This is a genomic window from Bradyrhizobium sediminis (assembly GCF_018736105.1).
GTDB lineage: Bacteria > Pseudomonadota > Alphaproteobacteria > Rhizobiales > Xanthobacteraceae > Bradyrhizobium.
The window spans coordinates 4,019,404-4,041,105 of record NZ_CP076135.1; the positions used below are offsets into that span (position 1 = coordinate 4,019,404).

Here is a 21,702-nt window from a genome sequence, read left to right on the forward strand (position 1 = left end):
CTCTAACTCGCTTTGGGTTGCAGCATCTGGGAACGCTTGCCGTGAAAATAGGCTCTCACCCAGGGATGCTCGGATTGAAGCAGTTCGCGCATCGGCCCGATGGCGACGATCTTGCCGTCCGCCAGCGCCGCCACGCGATCACAGACCGTGTTCAGGCTGGCGAGGTCATGGGTGACCATGAACACCGTCAGCCCGAGCGTTTTCTGCAGGGTCTTGATCAGGGCGTCGAAATCGCCCGCCGCAATCGGATCCAGACCCGAGGTCGGCTCGTCGAGAAACACGATCGCGGGATCGAGCGCCAGCGCACGGGCCAGCGCCACACGTTTGGTCATGCCGCCGGACAATTGCGCAGGAAACTTGTCGCCATCCTCCGGCAACAGCCCGACCATTTCGAGTTTTGCTATGGCGATCTCGTCCATCAGCGTCTGCGACAGCACCAGATTTTCGCGCAGCGGAAACTGGATGTTCTGCCGCACAGTGAGCGATGAAAACAGAGCGCCCTGCTGGAACAGAATGCCCCATTTGCCCGCCGCACTTTGGGTGACGCGATCCTGGGTTGCACCGATTGGGGCCCCCATCACCTCAATCTCTCCGCTTCGCCGCTGAATCAGCCCGATGATGGTTCGCATCAAAACCGTCTTGCCACCGCCGGAAGCGCCGACCAGGCCGAGGATCTCGCCCCGGCGAACGTCAAGCGACAAGTGGTCGATCACGACCTGCTTGCCGAAGCCGACCACAAGGTCGCGGACGCGTATCGCGAACTGAGGAGCCGTTTGCTGCATCGTTACATTCCGATCGATGCGAAGAAGACCGCAAACAGCCCGTCGAGCACGATCACCAGAAAGATCGACTTCACCACCGAGGTCGTGGTCTGCTTGCCGAGCGACTCGGCGCTTCCCTTCACTCGCAAGCCCTCGCTGCAGGCGACGATCCCGATCGCCAGCGCCATGAACGGCGCTTTGATGATGCCGACTTTGAAACTGGTCACGGAAACGGCGTCATGCAGGCGGGCGATGTAGATCGCCGGGCCCATGTCACCGTAGAATTGCGCCACCAGACCGCCGCCATAGAGCGCGGCCATGGACCCAATAAAGCTCAGGATCGGCAGCGCGCAAACCAGCGCAAGAATGCGGGGCAGGATCAGCACCTCGACGGGGTCGAGGCCCATGGTCGACAGCGCGTCGATTTCCTCCCGCATCTTCATCGAACCGAGTTCGGCAGTGTAGGCGCTCCCCGAGCGGCCGGCGACCATGATTGCGACAATCAACACGCCCAATTCGCGCAACACCAATATGCCGACCATGTCGACAACGTAGGAATCGGCACCGAACTTGCGGAAATGAAAGAAGCCCTGCTGCGCGATGATAGCGCCGATCAGGAAGGTGATCAGCGCCATAATCGGAATCGCCTGCCAGCCAACCCGGTATAATTGATAGACAAACGAAGTTAGCCGCAGCGACCTCGGCCTGCGCAGCACGCCGACGAGGGCCAGAAAAAGCGAACCCAGCATCTGCAGGAATATGCTGATATCTTCCGTCGCGCCGACCGCGGAGCGGCCGATCTCGTTCACTTTGGCTACGACGGGGTTTTGCGCAGGCAGCGGCGCAGGGTTGCTGCGATTGACCTGGCGGACCTCTTCGATCAGCCCCGCATAATTCTCAGCAACGCCGACCACCTCCATACGATGACCAGCCGCGGTCGCGCGCCGGGACATCTTTTCGATCAGCCAGGCCCCGAGCGTATCGAGCTCGCGTACCCCGGCCATATCCACCTTGACGGCCTTGGAGCGGTCGAGCTGGGCCGCGACCGAGTCGGAGAGTGCCTCGAGGGTCGTCACATTGGCCGCGGTCCAGGAACCGCCTGGATGCAACTCAAGCACATCGCCTGATGGCACGGCCGTTAGCAGAGGTGGGGTCGCCAAGATCCTTATTCCTCCTCAATCGAAGCACTTGCTTTCCCGAGACCCGCAATTCCTAAGGCCTGACGCGGCACAGCAATTGACCTGCCTCAAGACAGCCATGGCTGATTCCGGGGCTGTTGACGCAAATCAATAGCCCCGGCACGGGCTCACATAGAATTTCCAACGGATTATGCAACAAAGGCAAGACGGATGTTCGATTCGACCGAGCTGAGAGATGAGCTACTGGCGCTCAAGGGTGACGTGTCGCGGCTCCTCAATACCACAAGCGAAGGAATCTTCGACACCTCCAAGAACCGCGCCGAAGCTCTCGCCGATCAGATCAAGGCGGCGCTGAATGAACTCGGCGAGACCCTGAGCGAGCAGGAAGATCACGTCGAGAAGCTCGTCTCGGAGCGCCCGATCACGTCGCTGGCCTCCGCATTCGCGCTCGGTGTCGTCATCGGCTTCATGCTGAGGAGGCATTAACGTGAACACAGAGAATATCGTGAAAAACCTGCGGGTGCTCTGGCGCACCGACAGGATTATCGCCGATATCCGGCTGCGGCATATGCTGGTTAGCCTGGGCTTACGGGCGTTTGCGGCGCTGATCGCGGCCTTCGGCCTGCTGATGCTGGAGCTGTCGGCCTATTTCGCGCTGGTGCAGATCTGGAGCGCTATTTCCGCCGCGGCCATCCTCGGTGGGGTCAATTTCCTGATTGCCGCAATCCTGTTCGTCATCTCGGGAAGGCCACCGTCCGGCCGCGAACTGGAACTCGCCAATGAAATCCATGGATCATCGGTCGATGCCTTGCAGCTTGAGGCGAGAGCAATGCAATCGCAGGTGTCGGGGATGATCCACCATCCGCTCAACAGCGTCTTGCCGTTGCTGATCGTGCCGCTTATCACGATCATCATCAAAAGTCTGAAAAAGCCGGCGGCTCCAGCCGCGGCTCCCGCGGCAGAGCAGAAATAATCGCGAGGCCAAGACTGGCCCCAGATCGTCAACCAGGAGCTACCCACTTATGTCAAAGAGTCCCAAGCCGATCCTGAATACGTCCCTACCAGCCCAGTTCCGGCAGATCCGTATCGAGCTTGCCCGCGAACCTGGTCATCCCGAAGGCGACGCCAGTTTCGCCTATGTCATCGTCGCTCCGCTCGACTCCAACGACAAGATCGATCCGGCTCTCTGGCGAACGAATCGCGAGGCATGCCGAATCACGCGATTGCGGCCGGGCGAGGAGAACGACCACGGTCATCTCGTTCATCGTCAGGACGGCGGCTGGGTGCTGCACTACGAATCCAACAAGCCGGATTCGCTGGGATTTCACTTCGCGGACGAACGGTTCGTGTCGGGCGAGTATGTCTCGATCAACGAGGGCGACAAAATGCACACCTACCGGGTCGTATCGGTGTCGCACCTGTAGACCTAACACCTCCAGCCACTCCGGGCTCGCGTCTTCGACGCGCCCCGAAATGAGAGGTACCAGCTCAAAGCTTCAGCTTGACGTTGCAAATGCCATGCTCATGCGGGTCGCCCTTTATTTCAAATCCGAGATTCCGGCACATCTCCAGCATCACGATGTTTTCCTGAAGGACATCGCCTGCGATCACCTTGAGCCCTTCCGATTTCGCGTATTCGATGATCAGTTGCATCAATCCCCAGCCGAGTCCCCTGCCCTTGAGATCGGACCGCAGCAGGATCGCATATTCGCCGCTTTCGTAGACTGAATCCGAGTGAATTCGAACGACGCCGAGCACCTCGTTGGTGGTTTCGTCGACCGCGACAAAGGCCATTGCACGGGCATAATCGAGCTGGGTCAGTCGCGCGATGAACTCGTGAGTGAACTCCTTCATCGGCGCAAAGAATCGCAACCGCAGATCATGGCTGGTGACATGCCGCAGGAATTCGTGGATCAACGGCTCGTCCTCGGGGCGGATCGGACGCACGAACACCCGCCAGCCGTCCTTGGCCTCGATGTGCCGCTGCCATTGCGAGGGATAGGCCCGCACCGCAAAATTGCCGGGGCCTGACCCCTTGAACTTGCGCGCCACCGTCCCGATGGCGACGCGCGCATCGACGGCCAGCACGCCGGCTTCATCCGCCAGCAGTGGATTGATGTCGAGTTCGCGGATGTCGGGAATGTCCGCCGCCATCTGCGCCAGCTTGACCAGAACCAGCGCGACGGCGTCCTGCTTGACCGCGGGCACATCACGGTAGGCGCGCAGCAGCCGCGAAACGCGGGTGCGATCGATCAGGTCACGGGCCAATTGCAGATCGAGCGGCGGGAGCGCCAGCGCCTTGTCGTTGATGATTTCGACCGCGGTTCCGCCGCGGCCGAATACGATCACGGTGCCGAATGTCGGATCGTCGGCGAGGCCAAGAATGAGCTCACGCGCCTTCTGCCGAACCACCATCGCCTGCACAATGACGCCGGATATACGGGCTTCCGGGCGAAGCTCTCTGGCCCGTGCGAGGATTCTTGCCGCGGCTTCGCGCACCGCCTCGGGGCTCGTGAGATTGAGGACGACGCCACCGACATCGGATTTGTGAACGATGTCCCGCGACATGATCTTGAGCACCACGGTAGCGCCCTGTGCGAACAGCTCCGAAGCGTAGGCGACGGCCTGCTCGGCGTCGGCGGCCGCAAATGTCGGCACCATCGGAATTTCATAAGCCTCGAGCAGCCGCTTGACCTCGACCGGATCGAGCCATTGGCGGCCATCGGCAAGCGCGGCGGCAACAATCCCACGGGCGGTCTCGATATCGGGCGCGAACTCGCTCGGCATGGCCGGCGGAACCTGCGCCAGTTCCGCCACCACCTCGCGATGCCTGACGAGGTGCATGAACCCGCGCACCGCGTCATCCTCGGTGGGGTAGTTGGGAATCCCGGCGCCGCTCAAGAGATCCCCGATCTCGTGGCGCGCTCCGACCCAAACCGCAAGCACCGGTTTCGCCGAGCGGCGATGTTTTTCACGATACTTGCCGACCAAGCCGGTTACCGTGGCGGCGATATCGTCAGCCGAAGCGATCGCAGTTTGAACATTCATTACCAGGATTGCATCAATGCTCGCATCGGCCAGCAAGACTTCCAGCGCCGCTGCGTAGCGCGCGGGGTCGGCATCGCCCACGATGTCAACGGGATTCGATCCGGACCATGTCGGCGGCAACACGGCGTCGAGCTTCTGCCTGGTCTCAGGGGTGATGGCAGCGGGAACTCCCCCCAGTTCGACAAGCCGATCGACCGCGAGAACACCGATGCCGCCGCCATTGGTCAGGATCGCCAGCCGCTTGCCCGGCGGCGATTCGACGCGCCCCAGCGTTTCGGCGCAATCGAATAACTCGCGAAGGTCGGATACCCGCAAAATTCCGGCGCGGCGGAAGGCGGCATCGTAGACCGCGTCCGAACCGGCCAGCGCCCCGGTGTGAGTTGTAGCCGCTCTCGCGCCTTGCACCATGCGGCCGGATTTGACGACCACGACGGGCTTGATCCTGGCAGCGGCTCGCGCCGCGGACATGAACTTGCTGGCGTCCTTGATCGCTTCGACATAGAGCAGGATCGCCCGTGTCTTGCCATCCAGCGCAAAATAATCGAGCAGGTCGGCAATATCGACGTCGAGCTGGTCGCCGATCGAAACGATCCCGGAAAATCCCACCGCGCGCTGCGCCGCCCAATCCACCATGCCTGCGGCAATGGCACCGGACTGCGAGATCAGCGCCAGGTTTCCCGGACCCGGCATATGCGCGGAGAAACTGGCATTGAGATTTACGCCGGGTATCATCACGCCCAGACAATTCGGTCCTATCAGCCGCATTCCGTACTTGCGCGCGACGTGCTCGACCGCCTCCGCCAGCGAGCCCGGACCATGGCCGAGCCCGGCGGTGATAATCAGCGCGCCTGCCGTGCCGAGCTTTCCTGCCTCATCGATCAGCCCCGCGATCGCGGTTACCGGCGCCGTAATCACCACGAGGTCGGGTACGAACGGCAATTTGGCGAGGCTGCCGACCGTGCGAACGCCGTCGATCTCCGCATAGCGCGGATTCACGATCCCGAATTCACCCTGGAACTGCGCTTTGCGAATATTGCCGAGAATGGCCCGCCCGACGGATCTTGGCCGCGGACTGGCCCCGACCAGCGCGACCGAACGGGGCGAAAGCACATTCTTCAGGCGATAGGTTGACATCAGTTGATTTGCCCGGCTGACGCCGGCCTAGGTGTTATGATTCCTGACGCGCTCTTGCGTGTGACCGGGCCGCCTCAAGAAACATCATAACCCAACACATGGCAGTGCGATGACTGTTTTGGTCGCGCCGTCGTTGATTATTAGTCCAGGGCGACAGAAATATCGTTAAATTCATAGGATGATTCCTCTTGAATTCATTTGATTGAGGTCAATGGCTCGCGACCGCGCCGCCATATGCATACTATTCGTTCGTCGGGCAGGTTCCGGAGAAACAGATGCGGGCGATGGTACTGTCGGCACCGGGGAAGCCGCTGCAGGTGCAGGAACGCGCGGACCCTGCCCCCGGCGACGGAGAAATTCGCGTCAAGGTTAGCGCCTGCGGCGTCTGCCGGACCGACCTCCACGTCGTCGATGCGGAACTTCCCGGCATCAAGTATCCCGTGATTCCCGGTCATGAAATCGTCGGCCGCGTCGATCTCGTCGGCCGCAATGTCACGACGCACCGGATCGGCGACCGCGTCGGAATCCCCTGGCTCGGCTACACCTGCGGCGCCTGCCGCTACTGCAAAGAGGGCATGGAAAATCTCTGCGACCGCCCTCAGTTCACCGGATACACCCGTGACGGCGGCTTCGCCACGCACACCATCGCCGATGCGCGCTATGCCTTTCCGCTCGGCGAAGACGGCGACGACGTATCGATCGCGCCGCTGTTGTGCGCGGGCCTGATCGGCTGGCGGTCACTGGTGATGGCTGGCAGCGCACCGCGGCTCGGCATCTATGGATTCGGCGCGGCCGGGCACATCGTCGCCCAGATCGCGCGCTGGCAGGGCCGCTCCGTCTATGCCTTCACGCGAGCCGACGACATCGCGGCGCAGGATTTTGCCCGACGGCTCGGCGCCGTGTGGGCCGGGCCGTCGGATCAGACCCCTGACGCTCCACTCGACGCCGCCATCATCTACGCCCCTGCCGGACAATTGGTGCCCGCGGCACTGCGCGCGGTGCGCAAGGGCGGGCGGGTGGTGTGCGCAGGCATCCACATGAGCGATATTCCGAGCTTTCCCTACCATCTGCTTTGGCAGGAACGACAGCTGGTTTCGGTTGCCAATCTGACGCGCCAGGACGGGCTGGATTTCCTCAAGATCGCGCCCAAGGCCGGAATCCGGACCCAGACCACGACATTTCCGCTTGCTGAAGCCAACGACGTCCTGACCAAGCTCCGGACAGGCCAAATCCTGGGCGCCGCAGTTCTCCAACCCTGAGGCCCGGTCCGCATGACAACTTCAACCTCCAACTCCCGCTTGCAGGAGCGCGTGTTCGCGTTGCTCACGGATCCCGCGACGCACCCGCATGTTCATCGGATCGATACCCATGCGGCGTCGGTCTTTCTTGAAGGCGACCGCGCACTGAAGATCAAGCGCGCCGTCCGGTTTCCGTTTCTGGATTATTCGACGCTTGAGAAGCGGAAAGCCGCCTGCGACGAGGAGATCAGAATCAACCGCCAGTTCGCGCCGCAAATCTATCGCCGCGTCATTCCGATCACGCAAGGCGTCGATGGATCGCTTGCTATCGACGGTGGCGGCACTCCGGTCGAATTCGCCGTCGAAATGACGCGCTTCGACGAACGCCAGACCATCGACCATCTGGCCGAAGCCGGTCCGCCGGATCCCGCACTCGTCAACGCCATCGCGGAAGCGATCGCTGCCTCTCATGTTGTCGCGCCGCGCGCAGCCGCCGAGCCCTGGATCGCGTCAATCCCCTCGATCATCGAGGGAAACGCCGAGGCGTTCCGTACCGCAGCCTGTCTTCCCGCCGGCGATATCGATGACCTCAGGGATCGGTCTCTGGCTGCGTTTGCGCGGGTCCGCGGGCTATTGGAACAGCGCGGCCAACAGGGATACATCCGCCGCTGCCATGGCGACCTGCATCTGGCGAACATCGTGCTGATCGAAGGCAAGCCCGTGCTGTTCGATGCGATTGAGTTCGATGCAACGATCGCCTCGGTCGATGTGCTCTACGATCTTGCATTTCCGATGATGGATTTCATCCGCTACGGCCGGCAAATGGCGGCGAACGCGCTGCTCAATCGATATCTTGGGGTGGCAGCAAGCGAAAATCTCGATGCGCTCGCCGCGCTTCCCCTGTTCATGTCGCTGCGGTCGGCTATCCGCGCCCACGTGCTGCTCGCCCGTCTTGACCGGAACAATCACGGCAAAGCTGAGGTCATGCATTCGGCGCGGACCTATTTCGCGCTGGCGCGTCAGATCATCCATCCCCCGGCGCCAATACTGGTTGCTATCGGCGGATTGTCCGGAACCGGAAAATCCGTCTTGGCGCGAGCACTCGCGCCCGATATCAAGCCGCTCCCGGGCGCGGTCGTGCTGCGCAGCGACGTGCTCCGCAAGCAGCTGTTCAAGGCCAACGAGACCGACCGGCTGCCCGAAAGCGCATACCGGCCGGAAATTACCGAACAAATTTACGAAATCCTCGTGCAACGCGCGGCGCGGGTTCTTGCGCAGGGTCATTCCGTCGTGGTGGATGCCGTATTCGCTCAAGAAACGGAGCGAGCCGCGATCCACGATGTCGCGCGCAGGCTGAATATCAGGTTTGCCGGCTTCTTTCTGGTAGCCGACCTCGCGACCCGGATAAACCGCGTCGGTCGCCGCCAGCGCGATGCGTCCGACGCCACGCCCGAGATCGCCGGACTCCAGGAGAAATATGACACCGGCGCGATCGATTGGGACGTCATCGACGCATCTGGAACAGCCGGGCAAACTCTGGAACACTGCCGAAGCCGGATCCGCTAATGGAGAGGCAGCACAGGGCCGATAGCGCGAAACAGCCATGCCACCATCCCCGAAATCAGGCAGTCGAGCCGCTTCCCGCGCCGCACCTAAGCAGGGACGGCGCCACGATCCTGTTCCGCGGCTGAATGCTGCGATGGCGTGCGATACCGCATTTCGAATTATAGCGCGCCGCTCCCTCGCCGCTTTGACCGAAAATCGTGAAGCGACATACAATGGTGACCCGACAGCCCTGCACCAGATGCGTATCGCGCTGACGCATCTGCGCACGGCCATCCTGTTCTTCTCGCCGATGGTCTCCGACTCCAGGCGGACACGAATAAGGGCCGATCTGAAGTGGCTGAACGCCCATCTCGGGGTCATGCGAGATATCGACGTTGCAATCGAAAGGCTGAAGACAGCCAATAGACGGCGGCCGCAGGCCATCCCCTCTCACCAGGCATGGACCGCGAAGCGCGCGGCTACCCATCGACTTCTGGCAAGAGCGCTCGTCTCAGCCAGATATCGGCGTCTGGTCAAGAATACCTCCGACTGGATCGAACATGGACCCTGGTCGATCAGGAAAGGAAAAGAAGCCGCCCGGAAGCGCGCATCCCCGGTCGCCGCCTACAGCCTGCGCAAACTGGCGCAGTGGCAGCGGAAGCTTCTGAAGAAGAGTCACAGGCTTGCGAAAATGGAGGCGGAGAAGCGACATCGGCTGCGTCTGTTGAACAAGAAGCTGGCCTATTCTATCGAATCCTTCGAAGACCTGTTTCCGGACCGGAAATTTTCGTCGCAACGGACTGCGCTGAAGCACCTGCGCAAGGCACAAAGAGCCCTCGGGCAGTTGAACGACGATGCGAGAGGTCATTCTCTCGCGGTCGATCTGGAAAAAGCCGGCGTCCGGGCTCCTTTGCAGTTTCTCAGCCCTAAACGCGAAAAGCGGCTGATACGAACTGCGGCCGCGGCCTATCGGAAACTGGCCGCGCTGGAGTGAGACCGGGGCCGCGGGAAATCATTGATGAACGTAATCACCGGGCGCATCAGGCAAACTTCCGCCATCCACCTGCCCGACACCCATCCGGGGCGGCTCGCAAGGCTCGCCGGATCGCGCCGTGAGCCATCTGGCCCATTCTGCCCACCACGATCCTTCGGTGTGCGGCGCCGTCTTCAGCCACTCGTCGGGACCGACATAGGGAGCATCCTCCGGCTTGCAGCTGACCTGGTAGGAGTGGCCCTCCTCGCCGGGAGGCGCCACGATGCCGGTATTGTGGCCGCCGCTGGTCAAAAGGAATGTCACATCGGCGTCCACCTGGTAATGAATCTTGTAGGTGGACTTCCAGGGCGCCACATGGTCGCGAAGCGTCCCGACCACGAACATTGCGGTGTGAATATCCGACAGCGAAATCGGCCTTCCTTCCACGACATGGCGGCCTCCCGCGAGGTCGTTGTCGAGAAACAGCTTGCGCAGATATTCTGAATGCATCCGGTACGGCAGGCGCGTGGCGTCGGCATTCCAGGCCATGAGGTCACTGGCCGGCGCGCGTTCTCCCATCAAGTAATCGCGCGTGATCCGCGACCAGATCAGGTCGTTCGAGCGGAGCAACTGGAACGCACCCGCCATTTGCGTGGTGTCGAGAACGCCGCGTTCCCACATCATGTCCTCGAGGAAAGCGACCTGGCTTTCGTTGATGAACAAGGTCAGTTCGCCGGCCTCGGTGAAATCGCTCTGTGCTGCGAGCAAGGTGATCGATTTTAATCTGTTGTCGCCGTCTCTTCCCATTGTGGCGGCGGCGATCGAAAGCAGGGTCCCACCCAGGCAATAGCCAAGCGCATGAACATGGCGGTCCGGCACGATCCGCCCGATCGTATCGAGCGCGGCTTCCACACCAAGCCCGCGATAATCGTCGAAGGCGATGTCGCGATCCCCCGGTCCCGGATTGCGCCAGGAGATCATGAATACCGTGAAGCCCTGGTCGGTGAGGAACTTCACCAGGGAATTGTGCGGCGAAAGGTCGAGAATGTAATATTTCATAATCCAGGCCGGCACGATCAGGATCGGTTCCGGATGCACCTTGGCCGTAGTCGGATAGTACTGGAGCAGTTCGATCAGCTCATTGCGGAAAACGACCTTGCCGCGCGACGTCGCCACGTTCTTGCCGATGACAAAATCCTGATGCGCCTGGGACGGCTTGCCGGCGGACAGCATGCGCATCCAGTCACTGTACCAGTTCTGCAGCCCGAAAACGAAATTCTCGCCGCCGCTCTGGAACGCCTTCTGCAACACCTCGGGATTGGTGACAGCGAAATTGGATGGCGCCAGCACGTCAAGCACCTGCCGCACCGAAAACTCGACAATCGCCTCGTTTGCCGGCGCCACGCCGCGGACGCCGGTCGTCGCATTATGCCACCATTGCTCTCGCAGCAGAAACGCCTGCGCGAGCAGATTGAACGGCGGACGCTCCCACTCCGGGGCGGCAAAGCGCCGATCCTGCGGCTGCGGCTTGATCAGGGCCCACGGCCCCCGGTTGGGCGAAGAGAAATGCAGCGAGGATTCGAGCAGCTGCCTCACCGTCTGCAATGCTTCCTGGGAAATATCCATCTGCCGCTGCGGCGCCGCCGTCAGATGCGTAGCCCAATCGATAAAGGCAAGCGACAACGCAACCGGCGATATGCCGCCGGTCAGGCGCGCCAGCATCGCATGAAAGGCGCGGTCGGCCTCATGATCCTCAGGCGGGGATTTCTGCCCGGTTTCGGACACTGGTACGGCGCGAGGGGCCGAAACGACGGCTCGGTTTTCGCCGTAACCCGGGGCATGCGCCGGACACGGCAATCTCGGCCTATCGACCTTTGGCAGAGTCGTCATCGGCTGCACGGATTCCATCTGTTTCACTTAGAATATTTCCGCCTCAAATCCATGACAGCCGCCGACGGATCAGTTATCGGGCCGTCCGCTCAACAACTTCGAGGTGACTTCAATCATCCGCTCGCCGTGTTTGAAAATCCGATCGCTGTCCCTGCGGATGAAATCGATCTGATGCTGTCCGCACTCCCTGCACATCGTATTCAGGTCCTTGACCGAATGCGATCCCGCCATTTTCGAGATGAATTCGGAGAAAAGGTGCGTCTCGGTCTTCGCCCGGTCGAGCAACTCGTTGCTCGCGAAAACGACCTCCTCAAGCATCACCTTCTGCGCACCCATCATCAAATCCAGCGCGCGCTGGTTTGCCTTAGTCAATCGCTCCGATGCGTCAATCGCGGATTGTTCGACTACCATGGCAGCTGGTTCAGGAAGCTCAGGCATCGTGCCCTCCCATCTTACAGCTTTTGAATAGTACGACCTGATCCGGGAGGCGCATTGAGCTGCATCAATCGGGCGGGGCCTGTCCGTCCTTGACTTGCATCAAGATGTGGCTCGCCATTGGGAATAATATTCAAAAAATAGCCCCAATTTCGAACCCTGCGGAGGCCCCCATGCGCGCCCATCAGATCATGACCCGGCCGGTCATCACCGTCACGCCGGAGACCACGATCGCCGAAGCCGCCAATACCATGCTTCAAAAACACGTCAGCGGGCTGCCGGTGGTCGACGCTTCAGGCAAACTGGTTGGCATCATCTCCGAAGGCGATTTCATTCGCCGCAGTGAGATCGGCACTCAGCGCAAGCGCGGCCGATTCCTGAAATTCATACTCGGCCCGAGTGCGGCGGCAGCGGATTTCGTTCACGAGCACGGCAGCAAGGTCGCCGAAATCATGACGCAAGATCCGGTGACCATCACCGAAGATACCCCGCTCGAGGAGATCGTGCGGCGCATGGAGAACAACAACATCAAACGCCTGCCGGTGATGCGCGGTGACAAGATCGTCGGTATCGTGGCGCGTGCCAACCTGCTGCAAGCAGTCGCGAGTCTAGCCCGCCAGGTCCCCGACCCGACCGCCGACGATGACCACATTCGTAATCGCATCATCGACGTCCTTGAGAAGAACGACTGGTGTCCGTTCGGCCTGAACGTCATCGTGCGCGACGGCATCGTGCATTTGAGCGGCGTCATCACCGAGGAGAGTTCACGGCAGGCCGCCGTTGTCGCCACCGAGAACGTCACCGGCGTAAGGAAGGTTCACGACCATCTCTGCTGGGTCGACACCATGTCTGGCATGTATCTGAACTCGCCGGAAGATGAGGAAATGGCCAAGGCAAGCTGACACCGGCGGCGGGCGCTCGCGCCAGCCGCCGCGTTACTTTCGCGACTAGACGCGCTCGATAACGATCGCCGGGGCCATGCCGCCGGCGGCGCACATGGTCACCAGGCCGCGCTTGAGGTTACGCCGCTCCAGTTCGTCGAGAATGGTGCCGATCAAGATCGAGCCGGTTGCGCCGATGGGATGACCAAGCGCGATCGATCCGCCGTTGACGTTGACCTTGCCGCGGTCGATTTCGAGATCCCGGATGAACTTCTCGGTCACCACCGCAAAGGCCTCGTTGATTTCGAACAGATCGATGTCATCCAGCGTGAGACCGGCCTTGGCCAGCACCTTGCGCGTCGCCGGGACCGGTGCATTCAGCATCAGCGTGGGCGAGTCGCCCATATTGGCCATGGCCACGACGCGCGCGCGGGGCTTCAGGCCGTGCGCCTTGGCGTAGCTCGGCGATGCCAGCAGGATCGCCGCCGAACCGTCGACCACGCCGGATGAATTGCCGGCGTGATGCATGAAATCGATCTCCAGGTCGGGATATTTCTGCAGGATCAGCTTGCGATAGGTCGTGCCCTTGTCGTCGAGCGGGTAGTCCGCGATCGCCGGAAAGGCCGGCTTCAGACCGGCCAGCCCTTCGAGCGTGGTCTGCGGCCTCGGATATTCCTCGCGGTCGAGCGCGAGGCTGCCGTCCTCATGGTAGACGGGAACCAGACTCTTGCTGAAATGGCCGGCCTTGATGGCGGCGGCAGCCTTCTGCTGGCTCTCGAAGCCGAGCCGGTCGATATCCTGCCGCGTAATGCCCTCAAGCGTTGCAACAGCGTCGGCGCAGACGCCTTGATGGGATTGCGGATGAATTGCCCGCAGGTGCAGATTGCCGGCATCCATCATCAAAGGGCCTTCGCCACGGCGGCCTTCCATCGACATCATCTCGGTACCGCCAGCGATTACGAGATCCTCGGAGCCCGACATGATCGAGGCGGCCGCCATGTTGACGCTGGTGATGCCGGAGCCGCAGAAGCGATCGAGCGTGACGCCACTGGTCCGCACGTCGTAGCCGGCGTCGAGCGCCGACATCCGGCCGAGATCGCCGCTCTGCGGACCGCGCTGGGAACTGCAGCCCCACACGATGTCGTCGACATCGGCGGTATCGATCCCGGTGCGGTCGGCGAGTGCCCGCAGCACCGTCGCGCCGAGGCGCTGCGGATGAATGCCTGCCAGCGCCCCCTTGCCGGCCTTGCCGATGCCCCGCGGCGTTCTGCATGCGTCGATGATCAGCGCCTCAACCATGATGTTTCCTTCCGTGAAATCGTTGCCGGCATTTGCCGCGGGGCAGGTTTCAAAGTCAATTCGGACAGCTCATGCAACGTCGGCGCTGTCGGCATGGCTGGTATCGAGATCGTCGCGATCGCGAATATTCCTCAGCCGCCGCGTAGCGGCGACATCCCGTCAACAAGCCTGACTACCGCTTGCAAATTGGCCGCACGGCATGACTTACTATAATCCGGACAGCCGGTCTAATTATTTTCCGGAGCTGCTGGTGACGGGAGTGGGCAAGAGGCGGTAAACAGCGGCCATTGCCTCAGCGCACCGAACAAGGGGAAGAAATGAAAGCCGTCGTGGTCGAGAACTACGATCTCATCGACAACATCCCCCTGAAGCAAGTTCCGCTTCCCGGGGTGCCGGCCGGCCAGGTGCGCGTCAGAATTCGGGCTGCGAGCGTCGGCTTCGTCGACGGCCTGAAGGTGCAGGGGTTGTATCAGACCAAGGATACGCTCCCCTTCACGCCTGGAACGGAGTTCGCCGGCGTCGTGGACGAGGCGGCTGCGGACGTTCAGGGATTGGCGCGGGGCATGTCGGTCATGGGCATCGCGCGGTCTGGCGGGCTGGCGGAATACATATCCGTGCCGGCAGCCGCGCTCGACGTCATGCCGGACGGCATCGCGCCGGAGGTCGCGGCTTCGTTCCGCGCAAACTATCTGACATCGCTCTATGCGTTGAGCGAGCGCGGTGCGCTGCGCGAGGGCGAGTATCTGCTGGTATTGGGGGCGGCCGGCGGCGTCGGGATTGCAGCGGTCCAGATCGGCAGACTATTGGGCGCCCGTGTCATTGCCGCGGCCTCTACCAAGGCAAAGCGCGAGTTCGCGATCCGCTACGGCGCCGAAGCGACAGTGGATTATACTCGTGCAAATTGGCGCGATACTCTGAAAGCTCTGACCGATGGCCACGGCGCAGATGTGATCTTCGATCCGGTTGGCGGCGAGGTCTCCCTCCAGGCATTCCGCTCGATCGCATGGAACGGGCGTCATCTCGTTATCGGCTTTGCCGCTGGCAGTATTCCGGCATTGCCATTCAACTTGCCGCTCCTGAAGGGCGGCGCGCTGTTGGGCGTCGATCTGGCACAAATTCCCCGGCGTGAGCCGGAGGCGCACAAGCGTGTGATGTCCCAGCTGTTCACCTGGCTCACCGAGAAGAAACTCGAACCCGTCGTCGGCAAGATATTTGCGTTCGAGGATTTCCGCGATGCATTCAGGACCATGCAGAGCCGTTCGGCGCTCGGCAAGATGGTCGTCAGGATCAGCTAGCGAGCGCTTGCAATTTAGCAGACAAAGGCAGGAGCAGTTGCCGCAAATGAACAAAGAAAATGGCGAACGGCGCCGCCGCATGCACAAGCGCACGGTCGAATGCGACGGTTATTTGCGCGACGACGGGCTCTGGGAAGTCGAAGCGCGGCTGATCGACACAAAGCCCTTTGCCCAACAAGACCGCTACCGTGGCCAGATTAGGCCGGGTGAACCCGTTCACGACATCGCCCTGCGCCTTGCGGTCAATGACGACATGACCATTATCGAAGCCGAGACGATCATGCGTTCGACGCCGTTTCCCACCTGCATCGAGGTCGAACCGATCCTGCAGCGTCTGGTCGGCGAACGCATCGGCAAGGGATGGCGCGCGCTGGTCCGGCAGAAGATCGGCCCGCTCGAAACCTGCACGCATTTGTCGGAACTGCTTGGCCCGGCCGTCACGGCGCTGTTTCAGACGATGTCTTACGGCAAGACGCCGGAGGGCGGTGGCTCTCTCGATCATCAGCGCAACATTACCGAGCGGCCGTTCTTCATCGGCGGCTGCTATTCCTGGCGAACCGACGGACCCATCGTCGCCGAGATGTTTCCGCAATTCGTGACCAAGCCGTCCTGCTGAACGATCCGGCCACCCGCCTAAAGCAGCTTGCCGTCGGGTCCAAAAAACGGATATGGCCCGTCGAAATTCCCAATCTGGACCTGATGGGTGACTACGGTGCCAAAGCCTTCGCCCGGAAACCAGCAGTGGACGTGAAACGCTGGCGGCTCGACTTTGAACGACGGCTCCCGCAGCTGCGCCAGGTCGAGATCCACTGCGTGATTGGGCGCAGGACAGATTGTGGTCGGGACCCCGGCAAACATCGTCAGGGTCGCCCGATGAATGTGCCCCGTGGCGATCAGCTGCACACGTCGATGGCGTCTGACGACAGGCGCAAGTTCTCCGGCATTGGCGAGGTTCTGCCGGTCCATATGCCAGATTCCGGCCTTGAACGGCGGATGGTGCAGAAACAACAACGCGGGCCTGTTGCCCGAGGATGCCAAGGTTGCCTCAAGCCATTGCAAGGTCGGCGCATCGAGCTCACCATGCGGCTTGCCGTGCACGCTAGAATCCAGCAGCACGAGATCGAGCCCTCCGACTTCAACCCGCTGATTGAGCGCTCCCGACGAAGAGGCGTAGCCTTGCGGAAGCGCAGCGCGCATCATCTCGCGCAAGTCGTGATTGCCGGGAATGCTGACAAAAGGCAGTTCGAGCGGTGCCAGCAACTGCTTGAGGTGGTCATATTCCTCGACCGTCGGCGTGTCGGCAAGATCGCCTGAAATCACCACGAGGTCTGGCCTCGGCCTGAATTCATTCAAGGCGGCCACGCAGCGCTCCGCCGCCACTGCCGTATCGACACGGCCATATGCCAGCCCGCCGGGCGGCTTGATATGCAGATCGGAAATCTGCGCGATGAGAACGGGGTTCTGGGTCATCGGCTTTGTCTTCAATTTTCGAGCGGTAACAGGCGGACGGCCTCCGGCGCGATCAAGAGCCCAACCCGCTCGCCGGCTTGGGCCCCGATGGTGTTCGGCGCATCGACGGTGAGAAATCTATCGGACGCCCCGCTGACCACCATGCGTTGCCGGTCGCCAATGAAGCTGACGCTGTCGATGGTCCCGGAGAGCGGCGCCGCTCCCTCCTCGACGACCCGGATCGTTTCGGGGCGAACCATGGCGACCGCGGCCGCTTGGCTTGCGTCGCCGCCGATCGGCTGTCGCCCGCCCGGCAGCACAAGATGACCGTCTTCGATCGGCGCCTCGATGATGTTCGCGGCGCCGATGAATTCCGCTACGAAACGGTTCCTAGGCTCGAAATAAATCTCGCGCGGCGTGCCTATCTGGGCGATCGCCCCCTTCTGCATGACGACGATGCGGTCGCCGAGTTCCATGGCTTCGGACTGATCGTGAGTGACATAAATCGTGGTGATGCCGAGCGCACGCAGCAGCCGGTTGAGTTCGCCGCGCAGCCGGTCGCGCAATGCGGCGTCAAGCGCGGTAAGCGGCTCGTCGAGCAGCAGGATGCCCGGCCGGATCGCGACCGCGCGCGCCAGCGCGACGCGCTGGCGTTGACCGCCGGAAAGCTGGTCGACGCGACGGTTCTCCAGCCCGGAGATGTTGGTCAGCGCCACCAGTTCAGCGACGCGCGATGCGCGCTCTTTCCTCTCGATCCCCCGGATCTTCAAGCCATAGCCGATATTGTCGGCGACGCTCATATTGGGAAATAGCGCGTAGGACTGGAATACCATACCGACGTTCCGCCGCTCGATCGGCACTGACGTTATGTCATTACCGTCAAACATTACTCGGCCGCCTGCATCCGGCAATTCAAGCCCGGCGATGATGCGCAGCATGGTGGTCTTGCCGCAGCCGGAAGGACCGAGAAGCACAAGCGTTTCGCCGCGGGCGATGTCGAGGGTCGCGGGCTCGAGCGCACGCGTGCCATCGGCAAACGTCTTGCCGCAGGTCTCGATGCGCACCGATGCGCCATGCCCGGCAGTTGCACTCATCCTTATTGCTCCTTATCGACAAACATCTGCATCGCGACAAGCAGCGGGATGATCATGACGAAGAAGATCAGCGTATAGGCCGAAGCCACTTCCAGGCGCATTGACGCATAGCTGTCGGCAAGGCCGATCGGCAAGGTCTTTGTCAAAGGCGTGTGCAGCATCCAGGTCAGATTGAATTCGCCGAGCGAGAGCGTCACCACCATCAAGCTGCCTGCCAGAATGCCGGGCACGGCATTGGGGACGACGACGTCGTGAAAGCGCCGCCAGGGCGACGCGCCCAGCGATGCCGCGCCTTCGTCGAGCGTCTTGATGTCGACGGTTGCAAACACCGCCATCACGGATCGCACCATGAAGGGCATCGTGAAGATGACATGTCCGGTGAGGATAAACAGCCACGAGCGGCGAAAATCACTGAAGCCCTGATAGGTGAACAGCAGCGCCAGCGCGATCGCGAGCCCGGGAATCGCCAGCGGCAGCGTGATGATTTCCTCGACGATGCGCGATAGGCGCCCTCCCCGCACGTGCAATGCGTAGGCCGCCGGTACCCCCGCAATCAGCGTGACGGCAAGGGTTGCGAATGCAATCAGGAACGACAGCAGGATAGTGCCGGCATACAAGTCCCAGACCTGAAACACCCATTGCAGCGTTACCCCCGACTGGATGCCGCGAAAATAGTTCACCGTGACTCCGGCGGAGATCGACAGGATCGCGGGCACTACCAGGAATGCGGCGACGAGCAGTGTGAACAGGAGCTGGCCAGCAAATATCAGGCGATCGCGCATGGTCTCATCCAGCCGCAGCGACCGCGCTGCCGCTGAAAGAGCGGGCAAGCGCCAGGATCGCCCAGGCGACGATCCCCAACCCGACCGACAAGGCAGCCGATGTCGCGAAATTCGCGGCAAGCGTGAACTCGGTGTAGATCAGCATCGGCAGCACATCGATATTGGTCGCCAGCGTGAATGCCGTTCCGAATGCGCCCATCGCGGTCGCAAAGGCAATTGCGCCGGAGGCAAGGAAAGCCGGCCCAAGCGCCGGCAACACCACATCGCGCTGCACGGCCCAGGGGTTCGCGCCAAGCGAGCGCGCGGCTTCCTCGAGGCCGACGTCGAGCTTCTGGACCGCCGCCATGATGGTGAGGATGACGCGCGGGATCGAGAAATAGAGATAGCCGAGAAAAAGCCCGTAGATCGAATAGGCGAAGACCAGTTTCTCGCCGAACATGCGGTTCGAGAGATCGCCGATCAGGCCCTGACGTCCGGCGAGCAGGATGATCAGGAATCCGACGACCACACCGGGAAACGCCAGCGGAAAGGTCAGCATCGCAATCAGCACGGCCCGGCCGGGAAAGCGATGGCGTTGCAGAAACATGCCCGCAACGGTCGCGATGACGAGCGTGACGATCGTAGTTGCCGCGGCCAGCAGAACGGTGTTGATCAGGGTGGCCCGGTAGCGAGGCTCGGTCAGGATGGCCAGGTATCCGGCCATTCCTTGCGGTCCTTCGGCGCCCGTCACCACCAGCCTTGCCATCGGCAGCAGAAAGAACGCCGTCGTCAGCGCGGCAAGCGGCAGCAAACACAGCCAGACGAAGGATCTATTCCGCATGAACCAATGGCACCCCTAAGACGAGGTACCATACTGCATCAGCGGACCTCGGCGAGATAGCGGTCGACGAAGCCTTTTTGCATGGTTTCCATCTGGCCCCAGTCGACGTTCTTCGCTCGGGTATAGTCGCTGTCCGGCAGGAATTTCTTCTTGACCGCCTCCGGCAATTCGATCGGCCGCGCCGGACGAAGATAAGCATTGGTCCAGATCGCCTGCCCCTTGTCGGACAAAAGATAGTCCAGCACCTTCTTGGCCTTGTCCTTGTCTGGCGCGTTCTTCACGAGGCCGACGACATAGGGATATGTCACCGATCCTTCGCAGGGTATCACGAACTCGAAACTCCCCTTCTCCGAATATTTGGCGCGATAGGCGTTGAAATCATAGTCCAGCAGGATCGGCATCTCGCCGGAAACGACGCGGGCATAGGACGTCTGCTTGGGTACGATCGGATCGTTCTTCCGGAGTTCCTTGAAGAAGGCCGATCGCGGGATCGAAATTGGCCGCGGAGCCGCCGAGCGCCATGTTGATCGCAACGGCGCCGACATATCCGACGGCAGCCGACGATGGGTCGAGATAGCCCACCATGCCCTTGTAGTCCGGCTTCAGCAAATCCTTCCAGCAGGCCGGCACCCGCTTGCCGCCGAGCGCGTCCTTGTTGACGAACAGGCCGAGCGTGCCGGAATGAATCGTGGTCCAGTAACCGTCCGCATCCTTCAATCCGGGAGCAACCTGGTCCCATTTGGCGGGCTTATAGGGCTCCAGCGCGTCCTGGGCCTTTGCCTTCATGCCGAAGGTGACGCCGAAATAGCCGATATCGCCGACTGGATTGCTCTTCTCGGCCAGAATCTGCGCAAGCGCCTGACCGGAGTTTTTGTTGTCATGAGGGATATCGTAGTTGAGATCGGCCTTGATCGCCTTCAGCATCGAGGCCCAATCCGCCCATTCCGGCGGGCAATTGTAGCAAATGACATCAGCCGCCTTGGCGGTTTGCAGTGGCGCTACCAGCGACAGCATGAGCAATGTCAGGGCAAAACGGACGGTCTTCATGCTGATGGCTCCGATTTCCAGGGAGAATATTCGCCAGGAACGATTTCAATGCTAGCAGGCTGACCAAGTATAGGCCGCGTATGAACTATTTGCGACAGTTGCATTTTGCTATGCAGCAAAGTCAGGAAACCAGCCGCTTCGAATTCTCGTCAGACCCAACGGCTGGCCTGCGGCAACCAGGAGCTGGACATCAAGCATCCAGACTCAAAAACGAAAAAAGCCCGATGGCCGTCAGGCCACCGGGCGGGAAAACAGTTGCGGAAGGCGTGGAAGGCCCGCGTTCCTATCTGATCGATTTGCGCCAATACAGCGTGTTCGGGTAACCCCATGGATATGACGGCTGGTACAACCGATAGCCGGCACGGATGAAATTGTTGGCAGAGGCTGGATTGTCCGTGGTATCCGAGACCACAGAGCTCCATCCGTTGCGACGAGCGCGTGATTCCACTGCACGCATCAGCCGCAACTGAAGCGCGTTGCCACAGTGTTTCTTCAACACACCGACCCGACAGAAATATCCCGAATTGTGAGCGCGCGTCGATGGAACCATGCCGGCAAACGCGATCGGGATCATCTGGTGAAAGCCGAGCCACCAATGCCCGAGTTCGAATTCCGGTATCGGAGCGCCATCAAAGAATGTCAGGCGATGCAGATCGGTGAGCGTATCCGCGACTTCATCGTCGTGTCCATCGACCTCACGTATCCAGTACATTGGCCAGACCTCCACAAACCCTCGCCTCTAAAGTCACTTTGCTCCAACGCGCGTCGCGCTTTGTGCCTTCCCCGAGAGATCCGACAGGCCGCCTCAAATAAAGTCTTCTTGCCCAATTTCTCTATTTTGAAGACAATGCGGACGAAGGAGGCTCCAACAC

Annotated in this window: 20 protein-coding genes and 1 pseudogene; 9 read left to right on the plus strand and 12 right to left on the minus strand. The window is 61.3% G+C overall.

The features are described 5' to 3' along the window. Window positions 1–2: 2 nt before the first annotated feature. Window positions 3–782, minus strand: coding sequence for an ABC transporter ATP-binding protein (locus tag KMZ68_RS19305; protein ID WP_215605741.1), 780 nt, complete (start codon window positions 780–782; stop codon window positions 3–5). A gap of 2 nt (window positions 783–784) precedes the next feature. Further along, entirely contained in the window at window positions 785–1,921 is a 1,137-nt protein-coding gene (locus KMZ68_RS19310) for an ABC transporter permease (protein WP_215612767.1), read from the minus strand. 189 nt (window positions 1,922–2,110) lie between these two features. Between KMZ68_RS19310 and KMZ68_RS19315 the strand changes: the two genes are divergently transcribed. Genes KMZ68_RS19315 through KMZ68_RS19325 form a run of 3 tightly spaced genes read left to right on the plus strand, consistent with a single transcriptional unit; the run spans window position 2,111 to window position 3,324 of the window. Then, window positions 2,111–2,386, plus strand: coding sequence for a DUF883 family protein (locus tag KMZ68_RS19315; protein ID WP_215612768.1), 276 nt, complete (start codon window positions 2,111–2,113; stop codon window positions 2,384–2,386). Between the two features lies 1 nt (window position 2,387). After that, a complete protein-coding gene (locus tag KMZ68_RS19320; RefSeq protein WP_215612769.1) occupies window positions 2,388–2,873 on the plus strand; it encodes a phage holin family protein in 486 nt (161 codons plus the stop codon). A 49-nt stretch (window positions 2,874–2,922) separates the two neighbouring features. After that, window positions 2,923–3,324, plus strand: coding sequence for a hypothetical protein (locus KMZ68_RS19325; RefSeq protein WP_215612770.1), 402 nt, complete (start codon window positions 2,923–2,925; stop codon window positions 3,322–3,324). Window positions 3,325–3,388: 64 nt separating this feature from the next. Here KMZ68_RS19325 and KMZ68_RS19330 read toward each other — a convergent pair whose 3' ends face one another. Beyond that, window positions 3,389–6,082, minus strand: a complete 2,694-nt coding sequence (locus KMZ68_RS19330; RefSeq protein WP_215612771.1) for a bifunctional acetate--CoA ligase family protein/GNAT family N-acetyltransferase — start codon at window positions 6,080–6,082, stop codon at window positions 3,389–3,391. Window positions 6,083–6,357: 275 nt separating this feature from the next. On the opposite strand from KMZ68_RS19330, the gene KMZ68_RS19335 reads away from it, so the two are divergent. Genes KMZ68_RS19335 through KMZ68_RS19345 form a run of 3 tightly spaced genes read left to right on the plus strand, consistent with a single transcriptional unit; the run spans window position 6,358 to window position 9,859 of the window. Further along, complete coding sequence (locus tag KMZ68_RS19335) at window positions 6,358–7,341, plus strand: zinc-dependent alcohol dehydrogenase family protein (protein ID WP_215612772.1); 984 nt, start codon at window positions 6,358–6,360, stop codon at window positions 7,339–7,341. A gap of 12 nt (window positions 7,342–7,353) precedes the next feature. Next, window positions 7,354–8,886 (plus strand): bifunctional aminoglycoside phosphotransferase/ATP-binding protein, encoded by a 1,533-nt coding sequence (locus tag KMZ68_RS19340; protein WP_215612773.1) that lies wholly within the window; start codon window positions 7,354–7,356, stop codon window positions 8,884–8,886. Window positions 8,887–8,923: 37 nt separating this feature from the next. Further along, window positions 8,924–9,859, plus strand: coding sequence for a CHAD domain-containing protein (locus KMZ68_RS19345; RefSeq protein ID WP_215612774.1), 936 nt, complete (start codon window positions 8,924–8,926; stop codon window positions 9,857–9,859). 18 nt (window positions 9,860–9,877) lie between these two features. Here the strand turns inward: KMZ68_RS19345 and KMZ68_RS19350 are convergent, their stop codons facing one another. Together KMZ68_RS19350 and KMZ68_RS19355 are read right to left on the minus strand one after the other, a co-directional pair. Further along, the gene (locus KMZ68_RS19350) at window positions 9,878–11,560 is read right to left on the minus strand and encodes a PHA/PHB synthase family protein (protein ID WP_249779653.1); all 1,683 of its coding nucleotides are present in this window, start codon (window positions 11,558–11,560) and stop codon (window positions 9,878–9,880) included. A 237-nt stretch (window positions 11,561–11,797) separates the two neighbouring features. Next, window positions 11,798–12,166, minus strand: a complete 369-nt coding sequence (locus tag KMZ68_RS19355) for a hypothetical protein (RefSeq protein ID WP_215612776.1) — start codon at window positions 12,164–12,166, stop codon at window positions 11,798–11,800. Between the two features lie 170 nt (window positions 12,167–12,336). Between KMZ68_RS19355 and KMZ68_RS19360 the strand changes: the two genes are divergently transcribed. Then, window positions 12,337–13,065 carry a CBS domain-containing protein gene (locus KMZ68_RS19360; protein WP_215612777.1) on the plus strand — a complete coding sequence of 243 codons (729 nt, stop codon included), beginning with the start codon at window positions 12,337–12,339 and terminating at the stop codon, window positions 13,063–13,065. 45 nt (window positions 13,066–13,110) lie between these two features. On the opposite strand, the gene KMZ68_RS19365 is transcribed toward KMZ68_RS19360, so the two are convergent. After that, window positions 13,111–14,343 (minus strand): acetyl-CoA C-acetyltransferase, encoded by a 1,233-nt coding sequence (locus KMZ68_RS19365; RefSeq protein ID WP_215612778.1) that lies wholly within the window; start codon window positions 14,341–14,343, stop codon window positions 13,111–13,113. A gap of 317 nt (window positions 14,344–14,660) precedes the next feature. On the opposite strand from KMZ68_RS19365, the gene KMZ68_RS19370 reads away from it, so the two are divergent. Beyond that, the gene (locus tag KMZ68_RS19370; protein WP_215612779.1) at window positions 14,661–15,638 is read left to right on the plus strand and encodes an NADPH:quinone oxidoreductase family protein; all 978 of its coding nucleotides are present in this window, start codon (window positions 14,661–14,663) and stop codon (window positions 15,636–15,638) included. A 46-nt stretch (window positions 15,639–15,684) separates the two neighbouring features. Then, window positions 15,685–16,254, plus strand: coding sequence for a DUF2889 domain-containing protein (locus KMZ68_RS19375; protein ID WP_215612780.1), 570 nt, complete (start codon window positions 15,685–15,687; stop codon window positions 16,252–16,254). Between the two features lie 17 nt (window positions 16,255–16,271). On the opposite strand, the gene KMZ68_RS19380 is transcribed toward KMZ68_RS19375, so the two are convergent. The 6 genes and pseudogenes from KMZ68_RS19380 to KMZ68_RS19405 all read right to left on the minus strand — a co-directional run bounded on the left by KMZ68_RS19380 (window position 16,272) and on the right by KMZ68_RS19405 (window position 21,542). Beyond that, window positions 16,272–17,108 (minus strand): phosphodiesterase, encoded by an 837-nt coding sequence (locus KMZ68_RS19380; RefSeq protein WP_215612781.1) that lies wholly within the window; start codon window positions 17,106–17,108, stop codon window positions 16,272–16,274. Window positions 17,109–17,119: 11 nt separating this feature from the next. After that, window positions 17,120–18,181 (minus strand): ABC transporter ATP-binding protein, encoded by a 1,062-nt coding sequence (locus tag KMZ68_RS19385; RefSeq protein WP_215612782.1) that lies wholly within the window; start codon window positions 18,179–18,181, stop codon window positions 17,120–17,122. A gap of 2 nt (window positions 18,182–18,183) precedes the next feature. Then, complete coding sequence (locus KMZ68_RS19390; RefSeq protein ID WP_215612783.1) at window positions 18,184–18,963, minus strand: ABC transporter permease; 780 nt, start codon at window positions 18,961–18,963, stop codon at window positions 18,184–18,186. Window positions 18,964–18,967: 4 nt separating this feature from the next. Next, window positions 18,968–19,783, minus strand: a complete 816-nt coding sequence (locus tag KMZ68_RS19395; protein ID WP_215612784.1) for an ABC transporter permease — start codon at window positions 19,781–19,783, stop codon at window positions 18,968–18,970. A gap of 38 nt (window positions 19,784–19,821) precedes the next feature. Then, window positions 19,822–20,830 (minus strand): annotated as a pseudogene (locus KMZ68_RS19400) (ABC transporter substrate-binding protein). Window positions 20,831–21,113: 283 nt separating this feature from the next. Continuing rightward, on the minus strand, window positions 21,114–21,542 hold the full coding sequence (locus tag KMZ68_RS19405) for a GNAT family N-acetyltransferase (RefSeq protein ID WP_215612785.1): 429 nt from the start codon (window positions 21,540–21,542) through the stop codon (window positions 21,114–21,116). Window positions 21,543–21,702: the final 160 nt, after the last annotated feature.